The sequence below is a fragment of the Streptomyces sp. NPDC096048 genome, assembly GCF_044763415.1.
In the GTDB taxonomy this organism is placed as follows: Bacteria; Actinomycetota; Actinomycetes; order Streptomycetales; family Streptomycetaceae; genus Streptomyces.
This window is the reverse complement of record NZ_JBIWGG010000010.1, coordinates 115,976-137,647: the sequence shown is the minus strand read 5'-3', so window position 1 is coordinate 137,647 and position 21,672 is coordinate 115,976. Positions and strand designations below refer to the sequence as shown.

Annotated in this window: 20 protein-coding genes and 2 pseudogenes; 7 read left to right on the top strand and 15 right to left on the bottom strand. The window is 68.0% G+C overall.

Annotated features, from left to right (window positions below):
• Positions 1-15: 15 nt before the first annotated feature.
• Both ACIQ6R_RS27255 and ACIQ6R_RS27250 read right to left on the bottom strand, forming a co-directional pair.
• Complete coding sequence (locus ACIQ6R_RS27255) at positions 16-1,389, bottom strand: cytochrome P450 (protein ID WP_404224038.1); 1,374 nt, start codon at positions 1,387-1,389, stop codon at positions 16-18.
• A 75-nt stretch (positions 1,390-1,464) separates the two neighbouring features.
• Positions 1,465-1,638 carry a hypothetical protein gene (locus ACIQ6R_RS27250; RefSeq protein WP_404224037.1) on the bottom strand — a complete coding sequence of 58 codons (174 nt, stop codon included), beginning with the start codon at positions 1,636-1,638 and terminating at the stop codon, positions 1,465-1,467.
• Between the two features lie 130 nt (positions 1,639-1,768).
• Here ACIQ6R_RS27250 and ACIQ6R_RS27245 point away from each other — a divergent pair.
• From ACIQ6R_RS27245 to ACIQ6R_RS27235, 3 genes and pseudogenes are all read left to right on the top strand, one after another.
• Positions 1,769-2,003, top strand: a pseudogene (locus tag ACIQ6R_RS27245) (helix-turn-helix domain-containing protein); the annotation flags it as partial.
• A gap of 490 nt (positions 2,004-2,493) precedes the next feature.
• Entirely contained in the window at positions 2,494-2,886 is a 393-nt protein-coding gene (locus tag ACIQ6R_RS27240; protein ID WP_404224035.1) for a hypothetical protein, read from the top strand.
• Positions 2,887-3,134: 248 nt separating this feature from the next.
• Entirely contained in the window at positions 3,135-3,728 is a 594-nt protein-coding gene (locus ACIQ6R_RS27235) for a SigE family RNA polymerase sigma factor (protein ID WP_404224033.1), read from the top strand.
• Between the two features lie 1,069 nt (positions 3,729-4,797).
• On the opposite strand, the gene ACIQ6R_RS27230 is transcribed toward ACIQ6R_RS27235, so the two are convergent.
• A complete protein-coding gene (locus tag ACIQ6R_RS27230) occupies positions 4,798-5,646 on the bottom strand; it encodes an amidohydrolase family protein (RefSeq protein WP_404224346.1) in 849 nt (282 codons plus the stop codon).
• A gap of 109 nt (positions 5,647-5,755) precedes the next feature.
• Positions 5,756-6,988, bottom strand: a complete 1,233-nt coding sequence (locus ACIQ6R_RS27225; protein WP_404224031.1) for an amidohydrolase family protein — start codon at positions 6,986-6,988, stop codon at positions 5,756-5,758.
• A gap of 96 nt (positions 6,989-7,084) precedes the next feature.
• Between ACIQ6R_RS27225 and ACIQ6R_RS27220 the strand changes: the two genes are divergently transcribed.
• Entirely contained in the window at positions 7,085-7,549 is a 465-nt protein-coding gene (locus tag ACIQ6R_RS27220) for a MarR family winged helix-turn-helix transcriptional regulator (protein ID WP_404224030.1), read from the top strand.
• A 690-nt stretch (positions 7,550-8,239) separates the two neighbouring features.
• Here ACIQ6R_RS27220 and ACIQ6R_RS27215 read toward each other — a convergent pair.
• Positions 8,240-8,977, bottom strand: coding sequence for an SDR family NAD(P)-dependent oxidoreductase (locus ACIQ6R_RS27215; protein ID WP_404224028.1), 738 nt, complete (start codon positions 8,975-8,977; stop codon positions 8,240-8,242).
• Positions 8,978-9,268: 291 nt separating this feature from the next.
• Between ACIQ6R_RS27215 and ACIQ6R_RS27210 the strand changes: the two genes are divergently transcribed.
• Positions 9,269-9,736, top strand: coding sequence for a MarR family winged helix-turn-helix transcriptional regulator (locus ACIQ6R_RS27210; RefSeq protein WP_404224026.1), 468 nt, complete (start codon positions 9,269-9,271; stop codon positions 9,734-9,736).
• A 638-nt stretch (positions 9,737-10,374) separates the two neighbouring features.
• On the opposite strand, the gene ACIQ6R_RS27205 is transcribed toward ACIQ6R_RS27210, so the two are convergent.
• A complete protein-coding gene (locus tag ACIQ6R_RS27205; RefSeq protein ID WP_404224024.1) occupies positions 10,375-11,274 on the bottom strand; it encodes an aldo/keto reductase in 900 nt (299 codons plus the stop codon).
• Between the two features lie 87 nt (positions 11,275-11,361).
• On the opposite strand from ACIQ6R_RS27205, the gene ACIQ6R_RS27200 reads away from it, so the two are divergent.
• Entirely contained in the window at positions 11,362-12,063 is a 702-nt protein-coding gene (locus ACIQ6R_RS27200; RefSeq protein ID WP_404224022.1) for a TetR/AcrR family transcriptional regulator, read from the top strand.
• Between the two features lie 383 nt (positions 12,064-12,446).
• On the opposite strand, the gene ACIQ6R_RS27195 is transcribed toward ACIQ6R_RS27200, so the two are convergent.
• Positions 12,447-13,361 (bottom strand): alpha/beta hydrolase, encoded by a 915-nt coding sequence (locus tag ACIQ6R_RS27195; protein WP_404224020.1) that lies wholly within the window; start codon positions 13,359-13,361, stop codon positions 12,447-12,449.
• Positions 13,362-13,467: 106 nt separating this feature from the next.
• On the opposite strand from ACIQ6R_RS27195, the gene ACIQ6R_RS27190 reads away from it, so the two are divergent.
• Positions 13,468-13,902: a MarR family winged helix-turn-helix transcriptional regulator gene (locus tag ACIQ6R_RS27190; RefSeq protein ID WP_404224019.1), complete on the top strand. Its 435-nt coding sequence runs from the start codon at positions 13,468-13,470 to the stop codon at positions 13,900-13,902.
• A gap of 77 nt (positions 13,903-13,979) precedes the next feature.
• Here ACIQ6R_RS27190 and ACIQ6R_RS27185 read toward each other — a convergent pair.
• From ACIQ6R_RS27185 to ACIQ6R_RS27150, 8 genes and pseudogenes are all read right to left on the bottom strand, one after another.
• A pseudogene (locus ACIQ6R_RS27185) lies at positions 13,980-14,241 on the bottom strand (IS630 family transposase); the annotation flags it as partial.
• Between the two features lie 190 nt (positions 14,242-14,431).
• A complete protein-coding gene (locus tag ACIQ6R_RS27180) occupies positions 14,432-15,850 on the bottom strand; it encodes an MFS transporter (RefSeq protein WP_404224345.1) in 1,419 nt (472 codons plus the stop codon).
• The gene (locus ACIQ6R_RS27175) at positions 15,850-16,338 is read right to left on the bottom strand and encodes a MarR family transcriptional regulator (protein ID WP_404224018.1); all 489 of its coding nucleotides are present in this window, start codon (positions 16,336-16,338) and stop codon (positions 15,850-15,852) included. Before ACIQ6R_RS27175 ends, ACIQ6R_RS27180 begins: the two co-directional genes overlap by 1 nt.
• Positions 16,339-16,569: 231 nt before the next feature.
• Entirely contained in the window at positions 16,570-17,298 is a 729-nt protein-coding gene (locus ACIQ6R_RS27170; RefSeq protein WP_404224016.1) for an alpha/beta hydrolase, read from the bottom strand.
• 383 nt (positions 17,299-17,681) lie between these two features.
• A complete protein-coding gene (locus ACIQ6R_RS27165; protein ID WP_404224014.1) occupies positions 17,682-18,521 on the bottom strand; it encodes a poly(aspartic acid) hydrolase in 840 nt (279 codons plus the stop codon).
• Positions 18,518-18,850 (bottom strand): DUF4387 domain-containing protein, encoded by a 333-nt coding sequence (locus ACIQ6R_RS27160; RefSeq protein WP_404224012.1) that lies wholly within the window; start codon positions 18,848-18,850, stop codon positions 18,518-18,520. The genes ACIQ6R_RS27165 and ACIQ6R_RS27160 overlap by 4 nt, the downstream gene beginning before the upstream one ends.
• Positions 18,851-18,853: 3 nt before the next feature.
• Positions 18,854-20,215, bottom strand: a complete 1,362-nt coding sequence (locus tag ACIQ6R_RS27155) for an acyclic terpene utilization AtuA family protein (RefSeq protein ID WP_404224010.1) — start codon at positions 20,213-20,215, stop codon at positions 18,854-18,856.
• 37 nt (positions 20,216-20,252) lie between these two features.
• A complete protein-coding gene (locus tag ACIQ6R_RS27150) occupies positions 20,253-21,581 on the bottom strand; it encodes an MFS transporter (RefSeq protein WP_404224009.1) in 1,329 nt (442 codons plus the stop codon).
• Positions 21,582-21,672: the final 91 nt, after the last annotated feature.

Genomic DNA, 21,672 nt, shown 5'->3' with positions numbered 1-21,672 from the left:
GATCACCGATATCGTTCATGCGTTTCGCCGCGGTTGCGCGACCATGACCAGGCCGGCGGGCTGGACGGTCGTCCACGGGACTTCCCGGACGCGTGTCCCCGGCTGGTGGGCAAGAGTCCAGCGCCGGATGATGCAAGCGATGGAAACCATGAGTTCGGCCACGGCGTAGGCATCGCCGATGCACTTGTGTTTCCCGACACCGAACGGCATGTAGGCGGAGCGGGGCAGGTCATCGGTCCGGCCGTCGAGCCAGCGGTCAGGATCGAAGCGCAGGGGGTGGTCGAAGACCTCGGGATCCCGGTGCATCGTCGACAAGCTGAAGGCCACCTCACCTCCCGCGGGAATGCAACGGTTGCCGAGGGACACGGGAGACACGGCTCGCCTGGAGAGAAACCAGTTGGGATGATGGAGACGCATGACTTCGTTGATCGCGGCGGCTGTGTAGGGCAGTTTGCGGAAGTCCTGGTAGGAGATCGGCCTGTCGCCGAGCTGGGTGTGCAGTTCGTCGACCAGCCGTTGCTCGGCCTGGGGGCAGCGCCCCAGTTCGTGGAAGAGCCAGGCGAGCGCCGTCGATACTGTCTCGGCGCCGGCGACCAGCATGGTGACGGTCTCATCTCGAAGCTGTTCTTCGCTGAGGGCGTTGTCCTGGTCCCGGGCGTTGATCAGCGTACCCAGAAGGCTGTCGTCCTGAAGGGGAGAGGTCCGCTGTTCGGCGATCATTGCCTTGACGACGTCGTGGAACAGGGCGGCGGAGCGTTCGTACCGCCGGTTCACCGGGAAAGGTAGCTTCTCCATCCATGGATATGGGTAGAGCGCCTGTGCGGTAATGCCCTCAACGATCCCGGAGAACGCCCGCTTGACGTCCTCGACAGCCCGGGCCGCGAGGTCGGCTCGGAACAGCGTTCGAGTCAGGACCTCAACGGCGGTCTCATGGGTTTCGGAGCTCAGGGCGAAAGGCTGCCCCGCCGTCCAGGTACTGGACCTTTCCTCCACGACGGAGCGCATGATATCGACATAGTGCTCGATCTTGTGGTGGTGGAAGGCTGGCTGGATCAGCCGTCGGTTCCGCCCGTGCTGCTCGCCGTCAGACACGATGATGCCCTGACCGAAGATCTTGGCTGCCTTCTCGAAGACGAGCCCACGAGTGAAGGCCCGCGACTCCCCGGTAAGCAAGGACCGGACGAGCCGGTGAGACCTGAGGAAGTAGATCGGCCTTTTACCGATGTACACGGTGGTGATTTCATCCTCCTTCGGCAGCGACGCCCAAAAGGAGAGTGGGTCCCTGAGTATTCTCGGCAGGTGTCCGAAGACGGGGAACCGGCCAGGAAGTACCGGCGGTTCGCTGTCTCCACGATTGCGGTGCTCCCTTCGCTGCACAACGCCTGCCATAAATCGTCCCGCCTTTCGGATCAGTGAGTATCGACGTCCGGGGGGTTCTCGATGCCGAGCATTTGTCACACGGCTTCACGCATACGACCGAAGATCCTGGGCGTTTATGCCCAGCGGGTCAGAACCCTCTGCCTCGTGGGAGTCGTAGGTGCAGACGATGTCTCTGCCTTCGGCGGCGAGAGCCGCGACAATGGAGCTACCGATACCGCGGTTGCCGCCGGTGACCAGCGCAATCCCAGTGGTGGACATGGAGTTACCTCTGCCGGGGGTTCCTCGGTTACGCCTCCACCATGGGACCGTCGGCCGATGGTAACCAGTGGACGTTGACCCAGGGGATGGGATCCCCTGGCTCAGGAGGGCCGGTGCGGATACTGGGAGGGTGAATCCGACCGAGCCGGGCGCGTTCGTCAGGTCCCGGCGTGATCGGGTCCAGCCCTCGGACGTCGGTCTGGTCGCGGCTCCCGGGGCTGCGTCACGACGAGGTCGCCATGCTGGGCGGGGCCTCGACCGACTTCTACACAGAGATCGAGCGCGGCGTGGCTGAGCCGTCGGAGCGGGTGCCGACTGCGCTGGCTCGTGCCCTGCGGCTCACGAGCGATGAGCGGGACCACCTGTAGGCGTAGCGAGGAGTTCACCCGCCCGGAGCGCGACGTGGCGATCAGGCGCACCGACCGAAAGCGCGCATCCGCCACCCCTCACTGGGACACCCTCGCCCAGCCCGCGGTCGGTGTGCACATGCGGCTGGTCACCGATCAGGGCGGTGGGTTGCTACCCGATCCTCACCATCTGCGGGCGCCATGACGCCCCCGCCCTGGCCCACCTGGGCCGCGCGTTCAAGTCCTGGCGGATCCGCCGCAGATCCCGGAGACCCAACCGCTGGCATCACTCGCCAAGGAAGTCCTCACCCTGGACGGCAAGGGTGGCGAAGCTCAGTGACGCGGATCACTGCACTTTCCCCCGTAGTTGTCTCACCGACCGGCAACCCCGAGGGCCTTCGGACGTCTATCGGGATGGATGCGCCTCCAGCAGAGGGCCGCCGCAAGGGAAGCCACCCATGACGGGCGGTCAGCCAACAAGCCGAAACCGATGATTCGAGGACCGAACATGGCAGTACGTCACACCGCCCGCAGCCTGCGTCCGGGGCGGATCCGCGCCGCTCTGAGTGTCAGCGCGGTGGGCGCCGCGCTGGCCCTCGGCGGAGCCTTCACGGCCCACGCCGCATCCGCGACGACGGATGCCCCGTCCGATACGCAGAAGGCGCACGAGGCTTCTCCGCTGGCCCCCAATTCCACCGGCAAGCACGCCAAGCCCTACGTGTCCGGATCGGAGACACCCGGCGAGAGCTCCGAGACGGACGTGCCCGCGGACGCTCAGCCGGCCCAGCCCGCGCAGCTGCCCGCGCAGCTGTCCGAACCCGGGGAGAGCTCGGAGACCGATGTCCCCGCGGACGCGCTGCCCGCGCAGCCGGCGCAGCCGCCCGCGGCTCCGGCCCAGTGAGGCTCTTCAGTGGTCTGGCCCGCTGACGGACGCTGAGTCGTTCGGCGACATCAGCTGATTGCGCGTTGCGCGGCTCGGGCCACGCACGCACGGTCCGTCTGCCCGGGACTCTGGGCGGACGGACCGGTACCGCGAAGTCCAGGAGACATGTGAGAACAGCGACGTTCCCCATCGCCGCAACGTCGGTCGCCTGGTGGCAGAGCATGTGCAGACCGCTGCACCCCTTGTGCCGCGGCGGAGTCGATGTGATGCGCCGAACGCAGGACCGACTCGCCCTGCGTTTCCGGGAAGCCGACGGGACAGCGCGAGAAGACTGGTCAAAGCCGCGCTTTTCCGGAACGGTGAAGACCGGGGAAGAGCACGGTTTCAGCGAGCTCTACCAGCATCGCCGCCTGGCACTGGTGCGGCTGGCCGTCCTTCTGGTGGACGACCTTCCCACAGCTGAGGATGTGGTGCAGGACGCCTTCGCCGCGCTCCTGCGCCGCCACGGTCCTCGGCTCGCTGACCTGGACGACCCCGAGGCGTACTTGCGCACCAGTGTGGTCAACGCGGCGCGCTCGGTTCTGCGCCGACGCCGTACGGCACGCGCCCATGTTCCTGAGCGTGAACGCCATGCCCCGCCCGCCGACAAGAGCGTGCTCCTTGCCGAGACCCATCAAGAAGTGATCAACGCGTTGCAGCGTCTCACCCGCCGGCAGCGCGAGGTTCTGGTCCTGCGCTATTGGTCAGATCTCACCGAAGCCCAGATCGCCGACACCCTCAACGTCTCCCGCGGGACGGTCAAGTCAACTGCCAGCCGGGCCCTGGACGCTCTGGGCAAACACCTGGAGATACCTCGATGACCGAGCACCCCTCTCAGTCGCGTTCTCGACCCTCCCGCCGTCGGCAGCCTGTGGACGTCTGGCGATGAGCCGCAACCGGATCCGCAACGAGGTGATCGAACAACGACTGCGCGACGCCCTGGAAGCCCGCGCCGACAGCGTTGCCGTGAAAGACCTGCGGCTAGCCGCCCTCCCCGCCAGGCCCAGATGGTGTCTTCTTCCCTCTCGCCGGACCGTCACCGTCTTGTTCGGCCTGATTGCGGCTGCTGCTTGTGTACTGCTCGCCTTCAGGTACGGCGTTTCAGACAGCCCGGTTCATCCCGCCGACACCCCCTCGCATTCACCAAGCCCGCCCCCGCACCAGGCCCCGGCTTCCTCCGTCATCCCGACTACGCCTCACCAGGGAGGCGGCCGCTGAGTTGACGCCTGCTCCGGCACCCACCGCTGCCAGCACACTTGTGCGTTGCGGGTGCCGGCGCTGTCACCTGATCAGGGGCCATGGACGCGGGCAAGAGCGAGCTGGGTGCTCCTGTCCGTGTGGAAGACGACACGTCCACCCAGCCACCGCGCGGGCGGCCGCGGGCATGTCGAGATACAGCCACGTCGAGGCGGGGCATGATGCGGTGCCCGCCGCCGTCCGGGATGTTGCCGAGCTTCTTGACGTCGGTGTGGATCACCTCGACGGAGCGTGCGCGTTTGTGGTGCCGGATGATGTGGCCGGTGGGCCGGTCGATCCAGCTCAGCCGGTTCAGCCCGTGGCGGGTGAGCAAGCGGTGGGCGGTGGAGGCGGTACACCCAGGATCGGGCAGATTCGTACGGTGCCGAGTTTTTGTTCCCGCCCCAGCGTGCAGACCTGTTCCTCGGCGTCTGAGGCAGTGCGGTGCGGAGCTGTCCGGGGCCGACTCGGGCGGTCGAACTGGCCGGCGTCGCTCTCGGCGCGCCAGCGGTGTACCCACGGGTGGGACACATGCTTCTCTGTCGTTGTCGTTCGTCAGGCGCGCTTGCTGTCAGCGGGCGGCGAGGCGAGGGAAGAGACGTAGAGCGTTGTCGTGCTCGACGGCGTGCAGGTCGCTGCCGTGCAGGGTGGTGGTTAGGGCGGCGATGGCGCGGTCGATGGTGGCGGGCGGGGCGGGGCGGCGCCGGCGTCGGTGCCGAGCAGGAGGTGGTCAGTGCTGGTGACCTGGAGGGCGGGAAGGAGCGTGTGGGGGCTGCCGCCCATGGCGGTGTCGTAGTAGAGGGCGGCCAGGACGTCGGTGACGTGCTCGGGGGTGACGGTGGTGGGGTCGTGGAGGCCGGGCATGGTGGTGCATTCGGCGATGCGCCAGGCCAGGGCAGGCAGCGGGCCCCCCAGGTGGGGCAGGATCAAAGTCAGGTCGGGGTGCCGGTGGAAGACCCCGGCGAACAGGGCATCGGTGATGATGCGGGCGGTATCGAAGGGGAACTCGATCACCGAGGGGTGACGCCCGAGAGCCAGGTCGGTCACGTGGGGGCAGCTGGCCGGGTGGGCCAAGGTCGGGACGGCGCGGCGGTCCAGTTCGGCCAGGAGGGGCTGCCACCAGGGGTTGCCGAGGTAGCGGCCGGCGACGTTGGAGGTCAGACCGACTCCGTCCAGGCGCAGGACGTCCAGCGCGTACGCGAGTTCGTCGAGCATGGCATCAGGGTCGTCGCCCGGCAGACAGGCCAGCCCACCGAACCGCTCGGGATGCTGCTCGATCAGAGTGGCCAGGTCCTCGTTGATGCGCCGGGCCAGGGCGCGGGCGTCCCCGCCGTTTCGGGACCGAGGAATGAAGGGGACCGACAGGATCTGGACGGCGGTGCCGGTGCGCTCCATGGCCTCCAGCGTGGCCTCGGAACTCCACGGTGCTCTTGCACCGGGCGCGGGCTGCTTCCAGGCCGGGGCGGCAATGGCGCCGCCGAAGTAGTGGGCGTGGACGTCGATGCGGTGGGCGGGCGTGGCGCAGTCACCTCGCTGTGTGAAGGAGGAGGAAGGGGTAAGAGAACGGACCGGGGCCGGGCCCTTCGGCTCCCGGCCCTGGATGTCACCGGCTTCAGGCGATCAGTTGGGTGCCGCGGCGCCACACCGCGCGGGTGTTGAGGGTGTCGGTGATGGCGGTGGTGGGGTCGCCGTCGACCAGGAGCAGGTCGGCACGCAAACCCTCGGCGATGCGGCCCCGGTCGGAGAGGTTGAAACGACGGGCGGTCGTGGCGGTGGCCGCGCGCAGCGCCGCCGTGGGGGTCAGGCCGACCTGGACGAGGTGTTGCAGTTCCTGGTGGACGCTGGCGCCGTGCGCGAGGCCGCCGAGGAACGGCATGGGCCGGGAGACGTCGGTACCCACCAGCAGGTCGACCCCGGCCTCGGCCAGCGCCTTGACGCTATCCAGGACGTCCTGAAGCTTGCCCTGCGGGTAGTGGCCGAAGCAGGAGCGCAAGGTGGCGTCCCAGTCGGTGTCCAGGCGGGAAGCCACGCGCGGGTCGTCGGCCAGCTGGTCACCGGTGATGCCCATCATGGAAGCGTTCAGCACAGAGCAGGGCACGATGAACACCCCGGCGTCCTTGATCATGGTGATGATCTCGGCGGTGGCCGGTTCGACGAACAGGTGGACCAGGCCGTCGATCCCCGCCGTGATGGCCATGCGGGTGGCGTCGATGGTCAACGCATGGGCGACGGTCAGCGCGCCGTGCTTCTTCGCCGCGGCCACCCCGGCGTTCAAGGTGGCCTGATCGAGCATGGGCAGGCCCGGGTGCCCCTCGACGCTGCCGTCGTCGATCATGAACTTGATGTAGTCCGAGCCGTGCGCGAGCAGCTGCGGAATGGATGCCGCCGCAGCCTCGGGGCTGGTGGCGTCGGGGTGGTACGGAGGCTCGCCCTGATGCCCACCAGCCTCGCCGCCGGCGGGCTTGCCCGGGTTGAAGTCCTTGGGGAACAGCTCGCTGGGATGCCCACCGGGCGGAGTCAGCGCGAAGCCCGAGGAGCGCACATCGGCGACGGAGTCATCCTCGCTGATCGCACCGCGCCGGTCGCGGGTGTTCACGCCCTGCATCTCCAGCTCCGTGGTGACGCCGAACTTCAGGGCCAGCGCGAGAGAGGCGTGGTCGGTGTGGACGTGCGCGTCGATCAGGCCCGGCAGCAGTGTCGCCCCGGCCCCGTCGAAGACCTCGGCCTCGGTCGGGACGCCGCCGCCGACCTGGATGATCCTGTCTCCTTCGATCACCACGGTGGTGACGCCGAGCGGCTTCTCCCCGTCGAAGACCTGCGCGCCGGTGATGGCGGTAGTGCTCATGATCGTGCCTCGCTTCGGTGGACCAACCTTTCATTGATACCTTAAGTCATATACATGCAATATGCATGTCGATCGGTGGTGTCGTAGATTGTGCGCGTGACCAGCCAAGGGCAACCTGTGCCTGCCGACGACGATTCGCTCCTCGACAACGTGGGGCCGGCGCTCTCCCGGCTACGCAGGCGCGTTGGCTCCGGACGCGGGGATCTGACGCGCAACATCGTCCTGAACGTGGTCGGTGAGGCGGCGGGCAGGATTACGGTGGGGGGCGTTGCCGAGGAGATGGGCGTCGCCCAGCCGGTCGCCAGCCGTGCCGTCGCCGCGTGCATAGCGGAGGGCCTGCTGCGCCGCGTCGCCTCCCAGCAGGACGGGCGCAGCACCCTGCTCGAACTCACCGACGCGGGAGAGGCTGCGCGCAGGGCCTACGCCACTGAGCAGCGTCGTGTCTTCGAGGAGATCACCGCGCGCTGGGACAGGGCGGACCGATTGCAGTTCGCCCGCTTCCTCACCCGCTACGGCCAGGACGCGAGCGCCTGGACAGCCCGCGGTACGTCGCGCGGCTGAGCCGACCATACCGAAGGTTACGGACGCTCTCGACAGTGCGAGCCGACCTCGCCGGAAGTCGGCCGAGGCGACCTGATCCTCCTCCGGCGCGGTCGGCCGCCACTCCAGCGCGTCCATCTTGCCGGAGGAGGCGAAGGTGGGGCGGCCGTCTGTCTGGTCCCGGCTGCTGCTGCCCCTGTATCGGACCAGGCCGACCACACGTCCGCCCCAATCGGGTCCGCGCGGGCAAGGCGTACGCCTCCCGTGGGAACCGTGCCTACCTGCGCCACCGAGGAATCCGCCGCACCATCCCGGATAGGGCCGCCCAGGCACGCAACCGCCAGAAGCTCGGCTTCCGCGGTGGCCGGCCACCCGCACGACAGACTCGCCGTGCGCTACGGAGCCCCCGTGCTGATCGTCGCGAGCGATGAGTGGCTATGAGGCCGACGTTCACGCCTCGTCTGAGGCCGTCTGCCCTGACGCTAGTTGTTTGAACATGCTCGCGTCCGCATGTTCGCCGGGAATGCCCAGGGTTCGCCCGGTCTCGAAACAGCCGTGCCGGCCGGTAGAAGTCGGGGGCCTGGAAAGTAGAGGAAGAGACAGCTACGCGGTCACAGCCGCGTCGCTCGGCCTCGGCCTTGGCGGCATGCAGGGGCCTGCTGCCCCCATCCATCCTTGCGGTCACCCTCGCGCACCCACAGCAGTTCGAGGTCAGAGCAGGTGGCGGCCTCCGTCCACGTTGAGTGTCTGGCCGGTGATGAAGGCTGCGTCGTCAGAGGCGAGGAAGAAGACGGGACCGACCACGTCTTCAGGGAACTCGTCCCGCTGTAGGGCGCGGGTGTTGCGTTGCATCTCCAGCAGGGCCGGGGGCAGTACCTTGGCGGCCGCCGGGGTGATCGTGAGCCCCGGAGTCACGAGATTGACCGTGATGTTGTACTTGCCGAGCTCGCGGGCCAGAGTCCGGGTCATCCCCAGGACGCCGCCCTTGGCGGCCACATAGTGCGATTGGTTCGGAGTGCCGGCGAAGACCGAGCCGGATCCGATGCTCACGATGCGGCCGCGGGAGCTCTTCTTCATGAGAGGAACGAAGGACCGGACCGTATAGAAGGTGCCGGTGAGGTTGACATCGATGACCCGACGCCATTCCTCGGCGCTCATCTCTTCGAAGGCGGTCTGCGGGAAGTGTCCGGCGCAATTGATCAGGACGTCGACCGTGTCGTGGGTCTGCTGCACGGTCTCGGCCAGCCTCGCCAGGCTTTCCTCGCTGGAGACGTCCGCGGCGACGGTGCGCAGCGACGGGTGGCGCCCATCGGGGGCGGCGGAGTCCCACCGGGTGCGCCACTTGTGGAGCGTTTTCTGTGAGACGTCACTGGCGATGACGGTGTCACCGTGGTTCAGGAACCGGTTGACGATCTCGGAACCGATACCACCGGCGGCGCCGGTGATCACGACGGTGCGTTGGGCGTTCATGGCTGCCCTTTCTGATCCGATCCACTGTGTATCAGCCACCTTATCAGATAGCTTATAAGTGGACGTTGGTTCCCGCCCCGCACGGTGTCGGCGTTCGGATACCCGCCTCGCCGCCGCCGCTCCTCACCCAGCGACCGCGTGTCCCGCACCGCACGGCGGGTGACCTGGGTGACCGGCCGGATCACCGGACGATCAAGAGGGGGGCGGGCGGAGGTTGCTAGTGTGGCGAGGCGGGCACGGGCTCGACGCGGGCGACGGAGCAGGGGCAAGGTGGCAGAGAACTTCGAGGAACGGCTGCCGTATCTGATGCGGCGAGTGAGTTCAGCGCTCACTCAGCGGGTCGACCGGACGCTGCGGGAGTTCTCCCTCACTCACGCCCAGTTGGGCGCGCTGGCCCAGCTCGGTCTCGTGGCCCCCGAGTCGCTCTCCGGAGCCACGCTGGGGCAGCGCATCGGGGTCACCGCGCAGTCCATGTCGACGGCGATCGCGGGGTTGCGGGAGCGTGGACTCGTGGATCGCGAGCCGCATCCGACGCACGGGCGTATCCTCCAGGTGCGGATCACACCGGAAGGAGCCGAGCTCCTTGCGCGCGCACAGGCGGCGATCAAGAAGGTCGAGGACCGGACCCTGGCCTTCCTCGACGACGAGCAGCAACGACAGCTCCAGCGGGTGCTGCGCAGCATGATGCAGGCCATGGACCTGTACCTGTACTTTCCTGACGCGGACGACAACGACTGACGCCGACGCTGTGACGGTGAACCCGTGTCTGCCGGCGCCCGCTGCGTGGGCGCCCAGCCTTCGGCCGCTGCCACGCCGCGGTTTCGGTTTCGGTCTCCGGGAATGCGCTCGACGCTGCGGATCCCCATAACCCCTCGCCGTCAAGCTCTTTCTCCGCCAGGTGTGCAGCGCTCTTGTCGCAGTAGACGCGTTCGCTCTCGATGAGCCCGGATTTCTACCAGGCGGATCCACATCTCCTTGACGGCCGCCCGGCCGCGCACTCGGATGCCCGGCGGGTAGTGCTCGTGGAACGGCCTGTGGGTCATCGCGTCGAGCGCGCCTCTCCAATCGTGCGCCATTTCGCATGCCACATGCCCTTTTGTGAACTCCTGCCTCGCTTCGGCGTCGCTCACCATGCTCATGCCTTTACCCGGGTAGACAGTCCGTCACGTGTGCGGTGGATCGTCGGGGCGCCGGGCAGGTATTCGGGAGGGCGCAGTTCATGGATGTCCCAGAGCCAGGGCATTCCGACCGCGTGCGTTCTCCAGTCGAGGTAGACGTCCAGCCGGGGCGGTCGGTGCGTCGCTGTGGGGCGTGCGGCAGGGAGAGCGGCTGCGGCGGTGGTGGACGGTTGATCCGCCGGCCCGCCGCCGAGAGACTCAGTGGCTGTTCGTCGCGGACCTGAGAACGGCGGCTGTGGGCCCAGGAGGCTGGTCGATGACGGCGTGCGCCTCGTCGACGAGGCCGGTGAGGCGCGCTACCTCGGCATCGGTCAGGCGGTCGGCCACGTCGGCCGCGGCCGTGTTCGCGCGGAGGTGATCGGGGTTCGTCGTGCCGGGAATGACGACCATGGCCGGGGAACGGCGCAGCAGCCAGGCCAGTGCGACCTGGGTCGGCGTCGCACCCAGCCGCTGGGCCGGGCCCGTCAACTCCGCGTAGTTGGAGAGCTGACCGGAGGCCAGCGGGGTGTACGGGACGAACATGACACCCTGGTCCTCGCAGTCGGCGAGGACCTGCACGCCGCTGCGGTCGAACAGGTTGAAGCGGTTCTGCACGGCGGCGATCGGCGTCATCCTCTGTGCGCGTGCCAGCATCTCCGGTGACGAGCCGGAGAGGCCGATACGGCGGATGAGCCCTTGGTTCCGCAGCTCGACGAGCACGCCGAGCGCCTCCTCCAGCGGCGCTTCGTCCTGAGCGCCCGGCAGGTCTCCGGCAAGCCGGAGATAGGTCAGCTCACTCGTCTCCGTCCCCAGGTCCGTCAAGGCTTCGTGGACCTGGCGGCGGACGGTGCGCGGGTGGTTGGTGATGAGCCACGATCCGTCCGGACCTCGATCGGCGCCCACCTTGTTACCGATGATCACCGTCTCCGGGAGCTGTCGCAGCGTCCCCCCGATCAGCTGGTTCACGGTACGCGGTCCATAGGCGTTGGCGGTGTCGAAGAATGTGACCCCCAGCTCGACCGCCAGGCGCAGTATCCGCCGCGCCGACTCGGGATCGTCCGGCGGTCCCCAGGCGTTGGGTCCGGCGAGCTGCATGACGCCGTATCCGACTCGATTCATCGGCTGCTCCTTGCTGTATCGGTGATACGCAATCATCCGTATCAGTGACCGTATCAGTGTTACGTCGAATGCCGTAGCATTGCAAGCGTGGATGAAGCGAAGACCCGAAACCGGCAGCGGATCATCGAAGCGGCATCCGGAATCCTGGAACGCGAGGGCGCCCAGGCGGTCTCCACCCGTTCGGTCGCAGCCGCGGCGGGCATCCGACCCGCCTCCCTCTACCAGTTCTTCGGCGACAAGGAGGGCCTGCTCTCAGCTCTGGCCCTCCACGCCTTCGACGTCTACCTCGCCGAGAAGCAGGCGCTCGTTCTCACCGGTGACCCGATCGACGACATGCGCCGCGGCTGGGACGCGCACGTCGAGTTCGGCCTGTGCCATCCGGCCTTCTACCTGCTGATGTTCGGCACCGACCGCCCGTACCGTCGACCGCCCGCCGCGCACGAGGCCCACGACCTCCTGTTGAAGTGGCTCGATCGCGTTGCCGCGGCGGGCTGCCTCAGGGTCCCGCCGGCATTGGCCGCCGGCCTCTTCCAGGCCGCGGCCAGTGGCGTCACCCTGTCGCTCATCGGCACGCCTGCCGAGAATCGTGACCTCGAGCTCTCCTCGAGAATGCGGGACGCCCTGATCGAAAACCTGACCACCTATCCCTCCCCATCCGTGGGCCCCGGCCTCGCCTCCCAGGCCCTGGCCCTCGACGCCGCTCTGACCGCCGTGGACCCGGCCGACCTCCCGCTCCGCCCGACCGAGGCGGCCCTGCTCCGGGACTGGCTGCACCGACTCGCCCACTGACCAGCGCGGACTGCCCGCTCTCTCCGTGCTCTCGACGAACCGGAGAGCGGGACGCTCGGCGCGTGGACGGAAGAAGAGGCACGAGGGGGCTCGTCACACCTTCTCGACGCGCGCCGGTCGCCTGTGTCACCGGTCCGGCCGCCCCTGCCGTCACAATCACTGCGGGTCCCGGCGGATTCAGCGGCTCCACCAGGGATGCCTGCGCCGGCTCCGTTCGGAGGCGGGGCACGGCTTGGCCTGAGACCCGTGCCTCAGCCCCGGGCGACGCGGCCAGGCCGAAGGAACCTGGCGATCACGAGTGCCGCGGCCGGCCGTGCTCGACAGGGGGACGGCCTGCCGCGTCGCTAGTGCTCTGACCGGGAAGGTTCGCTGGTTCGGATGCCTTACAGGTTGTTCGCATAGAAGCTGGTGAGTCGTTCGACGGCGGCGTCGACGTATTCGGGTTCGTCGTACATCTCGTAGTGGCCGGCGCCGTCGATCACCATGAGGTCGACGGGGTCGGGGGCCAGTTTCCACAGCTGCATGCCGGTGTCGTAGGAGCCGGTGTTGCCGATGCGTCCGGCGAGGATGACCTGGAGTGGCTGGGTCATGAGCTGATCGGCCAGGTGGAAGGCGTCGTAGCCCAGCAGGAGGGAGTCGCCGCGCAGGAGGCGTCGGTTCGTGGACTGTTCGTTACCGCCGCGCTCGGTGCGGTAGTAGGTGATGGCCTGAGTGGTGTCGATGTCGGTCAGGCCCGCTGCCGCGGCGTCCTCGAGGGTGTCGGGCAGCCAGTTCACGCGGGTCGTCTCGCTGGAGCGGGTCTCTTCGGTCCGTGCGTCCGCGAGGGCGTCGAGTGCTGCGGCCGGACCGTCGGGGGAGAAGCTGCGGAACGCGGCGCCGATGTTGACGGGGACGACCGTGCCGACCGCCTTGATGCGGTGGTCCGTGCGAGCGGTGTGCACGGCGTAGCCGCCACCGGCGCAGATGCCGAGGACGCCGATGCGCTGAGGGTCGATGCCGGGGGTCGTGGTGAGCACGTCGATGGCGTAGGAGATGTCCTCGCCTCGGCGGTAGGGGTCTTCGAGGTCGCGGGGCTCGCCCTCGCTCCGGCCCTGGTGGGCGGGGTCGAGGACAAGGGCGGCGATGCCGTGAGCGGCGAGACGGGAGGCGTAGTTGGCGCCGATCTGCTCCTTCACGCTGCTGCCTGGAGTGGAGAGCACCACGGCGCGCAGCGGTGCGCTGCTGTCGGCGTTGTCGGGCAGGTGGAGGTCCGCGGCGAGGTGGATGGGACCGCGCGGGATCGTGAGGTGCTGAAGCATGCCTGGCTTCCTTCGTGAGACTGTTGTTCCATAGGAGTCCAGTACAAAACAATATCTTGTACGATCTGAAACTAATACGAAACTGTATCATCTGGATGGAGGGTCGATGTCAGTCGACGGGGCGCAGCTGTGGACGCTGAACCAGCGGCTGCTGGGTGTCGTGATGGATGCCTGCACGGGGGAGCTGGCCGAGCTCGGGTTGGAGACGAAGGAGTTCTTCGTTCTGGCCGAGGTGGAGGCATCGCCGTACCCGGCCGAGATCGCGACGGCACTGCTGCTGCCCAAGGCGAGCGTGACGGTCTACGTTCGCAACCTCGTCGCCAAGGGGTTCATCCGGCGCGAGATCGACGACGCGGACCTGCGGCGTCACCGGCTCGTACTGACCCTTGAGGGCACGCAAGCACGCGATCGAGCACTTGCAGCTCTCGCGGCGGAGTACGACCGCAGGTTGGCGAGGGTCACCCCCCAGGACCGCGTTGAGTTGCAACGCATCCTCAAAGCGATGCTCGCCTCGCCCGCGTCAGGCCGTATGCGCGAGTGATTCGTCTGTCCGGTGCTCTGCTGCACGTTCGGGCCGCGACCGCATGGATTTGTCAGAGCGTTCAGTTGCGACGGCAAGAGACGTCCGCCCCAGCGGATCCCCTTTTCGCTTCGGACGCGGGCACGCTCGCGACGCTGCGCCGCGAGGATGCCGGGGTGGCCGGTGTTGATGTTTCGCCAGCGCAGGTAGGTATGCAGGGCCCGGGTTTGCACGCGGTGGTTGCGGCGGTTGGAGTTGGCAATCGTGAACTGCCGCAGTGGCCAGTGGCCCGAAATGGGCTTCGATCGGGTTGGCCCACGAGGCGTAGGTCGGGGTGAAGCGCAGCTCGACTCGGTTCTTCTTCGGTCGGGCGATCGCACCGAGCTGGTACTGCCCCGGCGCACGATCTGCTGCAGCTTCTGCCCCTCTTGGTCGGTCAATCTGCGCACACGGACAGGCTCAGCCACCACACCCGCAACGGTTGGGTCGGACGTCTCCGGACATCCAACCGCCGGAACCGCCGACCCGGCGTACCTTCCCGGTCAGAGCACTAGGAGGCGGGCTTGCCCGTCCGGTCGGTGTGGTCGGGAGCGATGTTGACACTGCTCAGCGACCGGTCGGCTATGCATACGAGGAGGAACAGAGCAGCCACGCCGATGAGCAGCCAGGCCAAGTCATGCATCCCGGAACTGGTGGCACCGTTGCTGAAGAACACGGCGTTCGCCGCCGACGCGAACAGCGCGCCGATGTACATGAAGGTGCGCAGCAGCCCTGCGGACGAGCCCATGCGGGCGGGGTCGGCCTGTGCGTACAGGGCGTTCTGGTTCGCCAGCCCGATCAGTCCGTGGGGTACGCCGACGAGTGAGCTGAGCAGGACGAGCAGCCAGACGGGAGTGCCGGCGTGCAGCAGCAGCAGTCCCGCGCAGCCGAGACATTGGAAGGCCGCGCCGACAACGAGTTTGCCTCGCACTCGGTCACGGCGTCCGGTGAGCGCGGTGACACCGATGGCTGTCGCCGACAGCGGCAGCAGCAGCAGACCGGCCTGCGACGCGTTCAGTCCTCGGCCCTCCTGGAGCCACTGACTGTAACCGTAGAAGAAGGCGTACGACGTGGTGTAGGCGAGGAACTGGCGCATGAACGTGGTGAGCAGCGGGATATTCCCGCCGAGGATGCGCAGGTCTATGAAGGGCTGGTCGGTGCCGAGTTCGCGGCGGACGAACACCGCGCCCGCTACCAGGCCGATCACCGGCAGGTACCAGTGTGCGACGGCCGGCTCCATCAGGAAGAACATGAACGCCGTCAGGGAGCCGGCGAACAACAGCATGCCCATCACATCGATGCGGGTCGTACCGCCTGCCGGGCCCGTTCGCGGCAGCCACAGTGTGCCCAGGACTAGGCACGCGAGTGAGAGCGGCACGTTGATGCCGAAGATCAGCTGCCAGCCACCGGCGTCGATCAGCAGACCGCCGAGGGGCGGGCCGGCGACCGCGACGACCTGGTTGGAAATCGACAGCATGGCCAGGACGCTGCTCGGACTTCTCCTGCCCGTGCGCGCGGATTCGGAGCGCAGCAGCGACATCGACGCCGGAAAGGCCGCCGAGGTGCCGAATCCGAGGAGGACACGGGAGACGACCAGCACCCAGAGGTTGGGGGCGAGGGTGCCGAGCAGTCCGGCGAGGCCGGCCAGCGCGGTGCCCAGCAGATAGAACCGACGCGGGCCGAAGACGTCGACCAGACGACCGATCACCGGCTGGCCGACGGCGGTTGCGAGGTAGAGGCCGGAGACCAGCCATGCCGTCTGCGACGGTGGAACGCCGAAGGCGCGGCTGATGGGGATTAGCGCGACCGCGAGCATCGAGGAGTTGATCGGATTGAGTATCGAGCCCAGGACCATCGGTGCGATCAGACGTCGGTCGAAGCCACCCTTCTCGGCCCGACGCTGTCGGCGTATCCGCTCGGAGAGTCGCATCACGCCTGCGCAATCTTGTCGAGCAGGGCCATGGCGGTGATGACCGCCCGCACTTCCTCCTCGGTGCCGTACTCCTGCAGGGCCCCGGCGAGCCATGTCTGCCGGGCGAGGCTGTCGCCCCTATGTCGTTCTCGGCCCCGGTCAGTGAGTGACACGAACTGCCGCCGCCCGTCATCGGGGTCCGGCCTGCGCGCGATGAACCCTGCCTGTTCCAAGGCCACGAGGGTCTTGGCCATCGACTGAGGTCGTACGCTCTCGGCGGCGGCGAGATCACTGGCGAAGGCGGAGTCGCTGCGAGCGAGGCGACGCAGGACGGAACTCTGCGGTGGGGACGGCTCCCGCTCCCTCTTATTGTTCTGGTCTCGCCCGACCTGCTCATCGGCCGCTTCCAGGGCCCGCAGCCTGCGGCGGATGCGGCTGAACACCACCCAGATGTCGCCGGCCGCCTGCAGGGCGGCCTCGGTCAGGGGTTCCTCGTCCGCGGTCATGCTCCCACAATAGATAGTCAGCCCAGGCTGAACAACCTGAACTGACTACAGCAACAGCCAGGGGGCACGGAGCGAAGGGACGAGGCGTCAGGCCCTGTCGCATCGGGGCTGCGACACCTTGCATGAGGGCCGATCAGCCTGTCGTGAATGCCGAGAGGATCGATCACCGCGTTGAGCTTGACAGATGCAGGACGGCCGCCGAATGCCAAGCAGTCTCGTAGGTGGTCGGCTTCAGGGAGCCCTTGGGCCGGCGGTGTCGTCGAGGAGACCGCGGAAGGCCTCACACATCCTGATCGCGGCCTCGGACACGGTGTTGGCGAGCGCGGCGTACTTCCAGAATCCGTGAGGCAGAGTCGGCTCTTCGAAGGCGAGCGTCCGCACGCCTTCCGCACGTAGCCGGCCCAAGAACTCGCGGGCGTCGTCGCGCAGGGGGTCGAGGCCCGCGCCGACCAGCACGGTCGGTGGAAGGGCGGCGAGGTCCGCTGAGAGCGCGGGAGCGAAGCGAGGGTCCTGGCGTTGGGCCGGATGAGTCAGGTACTGGTCGACGAGCCACTCGATCGCCTGCGAGGTCAGGCCGTATCCATCCGCGAAGTCTGTGCGCGACTGCGTCGTGGGGTCCCCGTGGAGGAGGGGATAGGCCAGTAGCTGGGCAACCGGCGCGAACGGCGTGCCCGCTAGGGCGAGTGCGGCGCCGACGGCGAGGTTGGCCCCCGCGCTGGTGCCGGCCACCGCGATCCTGGTCGGCCCGGAGGAGTGGCCGGTCAGCGCGTTCGCATTCGCCCCGATCCACCGGACGGCGTCGACGGCATCGTCGTGCGCACACGGAAAACGGTGCTCGGGCGCGAGGCGGTAGTGGACGGAGACGACGTATCGCTTCGTCACATCGCGCAGCATCCGCGCCTGCGTGTCATGGGTGTCGAGGTCGCCCTTGACGAAGCCGCCCCCGTGGAAGAAGAGCACGATACAGCCGTCGGGTGTGCCGGGGTACACGCGGACGGGGAGTGAGCGCCCGTCGAGGGGAACGACGTCATCCCAAGAGTCGTCCGCCGACCGCTTCGCACGGTCGGCGCCCGCTACGGCGCTTGCCGACTCACGCAGCGCTCGAAGGTTGGGTGGGGCGTCGTGCCTGACGGTGGTACGGGCGGCCATGAGCTTGGCGACCTGGGGATCGATTCCATGGGGGACCACGTGTGGGACCTCCGGTGCCGGGGGAGAAGAGGGGCGGGGACCACAGGGGTCCGAGGTTTACTCTGTCCGGCGCCGAGGCCGGACAGGGGCATGTGGGTGGTCACGCCAATGGGGTCCACACGTTTCACGCGGGTGATCCGGTGTGGCGCCGTGTCCTACGTGGCCAGCTGGGTGGCAAGGAACTCCTGCACCGCGGACAGGACCGCGAAGTGGTCGTGAGCGGTGTCGGGAACGATGTCGAGGCGGGCGTTGATGCCGTGCACACGCCAGTTGGCTCGCAGGGAGTTGATCTGCTCGGTGCGCCCCAGCCCTGCGGGCCCTGGGGCGTGCCTGTGCTCGGGCGAGAGCTCGGCCGTGCCGGTGTCCTTCTCACCGATGACCAGTTGAACGGGCAGGTCGCGCAGGGCCGCCGGGTCGGCTTCGATCCCGAACTGCTCCTTCATGTCTGCCGTGCCGTGCCACCAGGTCGCTTCCGGGTCGAGGAGAGTGATGCGTCCGGGCGCACCCACCGAGAGGGAGGCCAGCCGGTCGGGGTGGAGGTAGGCGAAACGATGGGCGAACTGGCCTCCCCCGGAGAAGCCGTGGAGGTGGAAGCGGTCGCTCCGCAGGTGCCATCGGTCCGCTGCTGCCGCGACCATGTCGAGCAGTGCTTCGTCGGCGCGGAATCCGTCGGAGGACAGAAGCTTGTAGCTGTCCACGTCATTCGGTCCGGTGATTCCGGCGGGGAAGAGGGGGGCGAGGATGACGCAGTCGTGGGCTTCGGCGAAGTCGGCGAAGGCATTGCGGAGCGATTCGCAGCGGCGCCGGGTTCCATGGACGGTGACGACCAGCTGGCTGGGCGGGCCGTCGGGCGTGTGCCCGCTAGGGACGTACAGACAGTAGGAGAAGCGCGGGTCGCTGGAAAGGGCGAAGAATGAGGTGGGGCCGGTGAGGAAGGTGATCCCGGGATGGCCGGCGGGTAGGTCCCAGGGAGCCAGCGGGCGTTCGGTCGTCATGCGCCGGGCTCCTTGTCGACGTCGTTCACGGCGAGATCCATCAGGGGGGCGTACTGCTGCCCCGCGTAACAGTCGCTGTCGTGCAGGTCGCCCTGGACCACCGGGCGGGGCAGGGAGACCTTCACCGCGAGGGCCAGCGGGTGGTTGACGAGCAGGATGTCGGCGGGGTCGGTGGCGTAGAGGTCGGCGAACAGCTCCCTGTTGAGGAATCCGCTGGCCACGAGGGTGTCGTAGGCGGCCTGGTCGTGGCACAGGAAGTCGAAGGTGAGGGTGAAGGGGCCAGCGTTCTTTGAACGTACCAAGGAGCAGTAGTCGAGCAGGGTGGCCATGGGTTACAGCTCCTCGGTGACGGTACGGAACAGTTCGGTCGGAGCGACGTCGGTGACGACGTGGTTGAGGGTGAACCGGTACAGCGGTCCGCGGTCCATCTCGGGAGGCGAGTACGGGTAGGCGAGGGTGGATACCAGGCCCTCGTACTCAGGAATGGGCAGGTGGCTGCTGGCATGGGCGACGAAGGTCGCGACGGCGTGTGCGGTCGCCTGGTCCGGGGCGGTCACGGTGATGAGGACGCCGAGTTCGCGGGGCTGCAGCGACCGCGGTTCCATGGCGGCCAGTACGGTCCCGTCACCGTAGAGACGGAAGTCGATGTCGACGTCGCCGGGGTCGACACTGCCGCCGAACACGTCGAGTATCTTGTCCACGAAGTACTTCTTGGCGAAGGGAACGAGGCCGGGCAGGCGCCGGATGACCACCTGGTCGCGCACTCCTCCGATGATGACGGTCTGATAGCCCGCGAGTTCGGCCCCTTCGAGCTTGTTCGTATAGCCGTCCGCGGGAATGAAGCGTGCCCCACGCACCCGGACGGTGCGGTCGTCGACGCCCTCATAGGTCGCTTCGCTGGTGTCGAGGGTGCCGGACGGCTCCAGAATGCGATAGGGGTCGGCGTTCTCGTACAGCGTGTGGGCGGCGACCGATCGGGGGGTGAGGCGACTGTCCTCGGCGAGTGTGGTGACGTCGAAGTGGTCGTCGCGCAGGTAGGCGAGCAGCCCGTTGGCGGACGCGGGAACCGCACAGGCGGCGCCGCACTCGATCGTCTTGGCCATGTGCCAGGTCAGCCCGGGGTCGGCGCCCTCCATGTGGGGGAGCGCGGCGAAGAGCGCGGTGTCGCTGGCCCGTCCGGTCAGGATGACGTCGCAGCCGGAGCGCAGTGCCTCCTCAATGGGTTCGGCGCCCATCATGGCGACCGTGTGACCGCGCCTGAACACCTCCCGGTCGATGGCGGGGGCGTGCGTCAGAGGCTGGACCCGGCCGGCGTCGAAGAGGGCTTCGAGACGCTCCGCCGACTGATCGGAGTAGATCAGGCCCAGCTGGAAGTGGAAGCCCTCGGCTGCGGCGATGTCGCGGACGAGGGCGGCGACGCGGTCGACTCCTACGTCGCGGCCGCTGGTGCCGCACGAGCCGATGATCAGTGGCACGCCGAGCTCGTGGCGCGCGGTGAGCAGCAGGCGCAGGTCCCGGGCGACGGCCTGATCGGACAGCTTGGGGATACCGGAGCCCAGGGCAGAGGGCCCGGAGTCGGTGGACCCCGCGTCGCAGGCGATGACATGAGGGCGGGCATCGACGCCGCGCTGGAAGGCGGCGGCATCGAAACCGGCTCCGAGAGCTCCGGTGGGAGCGAGGATGCGGAATTCCATCGGGAGCGTCCTTGGTGAGGGGCGTTGGGGTGGTTGGTCAGGCGGCGCGAGGGCTGGTACGGCGGTCCAGGCGTGCGAAGACGGCGAAGGTGATCGCGGCGAACACCGCGCCGTTCAGGAGCATGAAGCGCCATCCGGTCACGTCGACGGTGAGGCCGAGCAGGGCGGGGCCGAGTGCCGCTCCGGTGGAGGAGGCGACGGTGTAGAGGCCGGTGTAGGTGCCCAGGACGTATCTGTTGGGAGCGAGGTCCCACAGGGCGACAAGGGCGTTGACGGCGAAGGTCGCATAGCCGACGGAAGCGATCACCATGGAGGTGACCGTGCCGGGGACCGTGGGGACGGCGAAGCCGACGATCAGCCCGACGATGAACAGGCCGACGCCGTAGCGCATGGCCCGCACCTTCCCCAGCCGGGAGGAGGCGTAGGCGAGGGGGACGACGGAGATCAGAAAGGCGATGGCGCCCGGGAGAGCGAGTCCGCCCGCCGCGCCGCGGGACAATCCCAGCGCCTCGATGCCGTACGGCGTCAGCAGTGCGCGCAGGGCGGACCACATGCCGGCGAAGCAGAAGATGCCGAGCATGAGCAGGGCCCGCGCCCGAGATGGGTCGCGCACCATGTCCTTGATGACCGCCCACGGCGACGTGAAGTCGGTCTGGCCCGCTTCCTCGGCGGAGTCCGTCCCGGTGGCTGTCGGCTCACCGGCGGGCGGCAGCGTGTTCGCGTGGTGCCGGCGGCCCAGGAAGGACGTTGCGAGCATCAGCAGCATGAGAACGGGCGGAATCGCGAACGCCAGAGTGATGCTGCGGTCGACGACGAACAGACTGATCAGGGAAGAGACGACGATCGTGAGACTGACCCCCGCTTTGACAAAGCTCTGGGCCTTGCTCCGGTGCGAAGGCTCGACGTAGTCGGAGACGAGGGTCTCCGTGATCCCCTTGAACGCGTTGGCCATGGCCGCGAAGCTGACGACACAGACCATGAGCAGCAGCAGACTGTTCGTCCAGGGGATCAGGGCGAAGGGCACCGAGGCCAGGACCGCACCGGTCAGGATGATGGCCCATCGGCCCCTGCCCTGGCGGGCACGACGATCGGACAGGAACCCCATCCAGGGCTGGATCACGACCCCGAGGAAGTTGTCCATACCCATGATCAGTCCGACGAGGCCGGCAGAGGCGATGTACTGCCGCAACTCGGAGGGGACCTGGGCGTCGTAGAAGTTCCAGACCGACTCCTGTGCGAAGACGGCGAGGGCGACCCACAGGACCGCCTTGGCGCTCATCCGCCGTGGCGGGGCGGGCTTCTCCTTGGACGACCTGTCGACGGAGGTGTCCTCAAGCGGCTCGGGCTGAGGTGCGGTGTCAGGCATGGAGGCTCCTTTGCCATATGCCATAGCATAAACAGCATGGCATGAAACGCTCGCCCGTTGCCTGCCAGGTGTCCGAGGGGTGCGGCTGTCG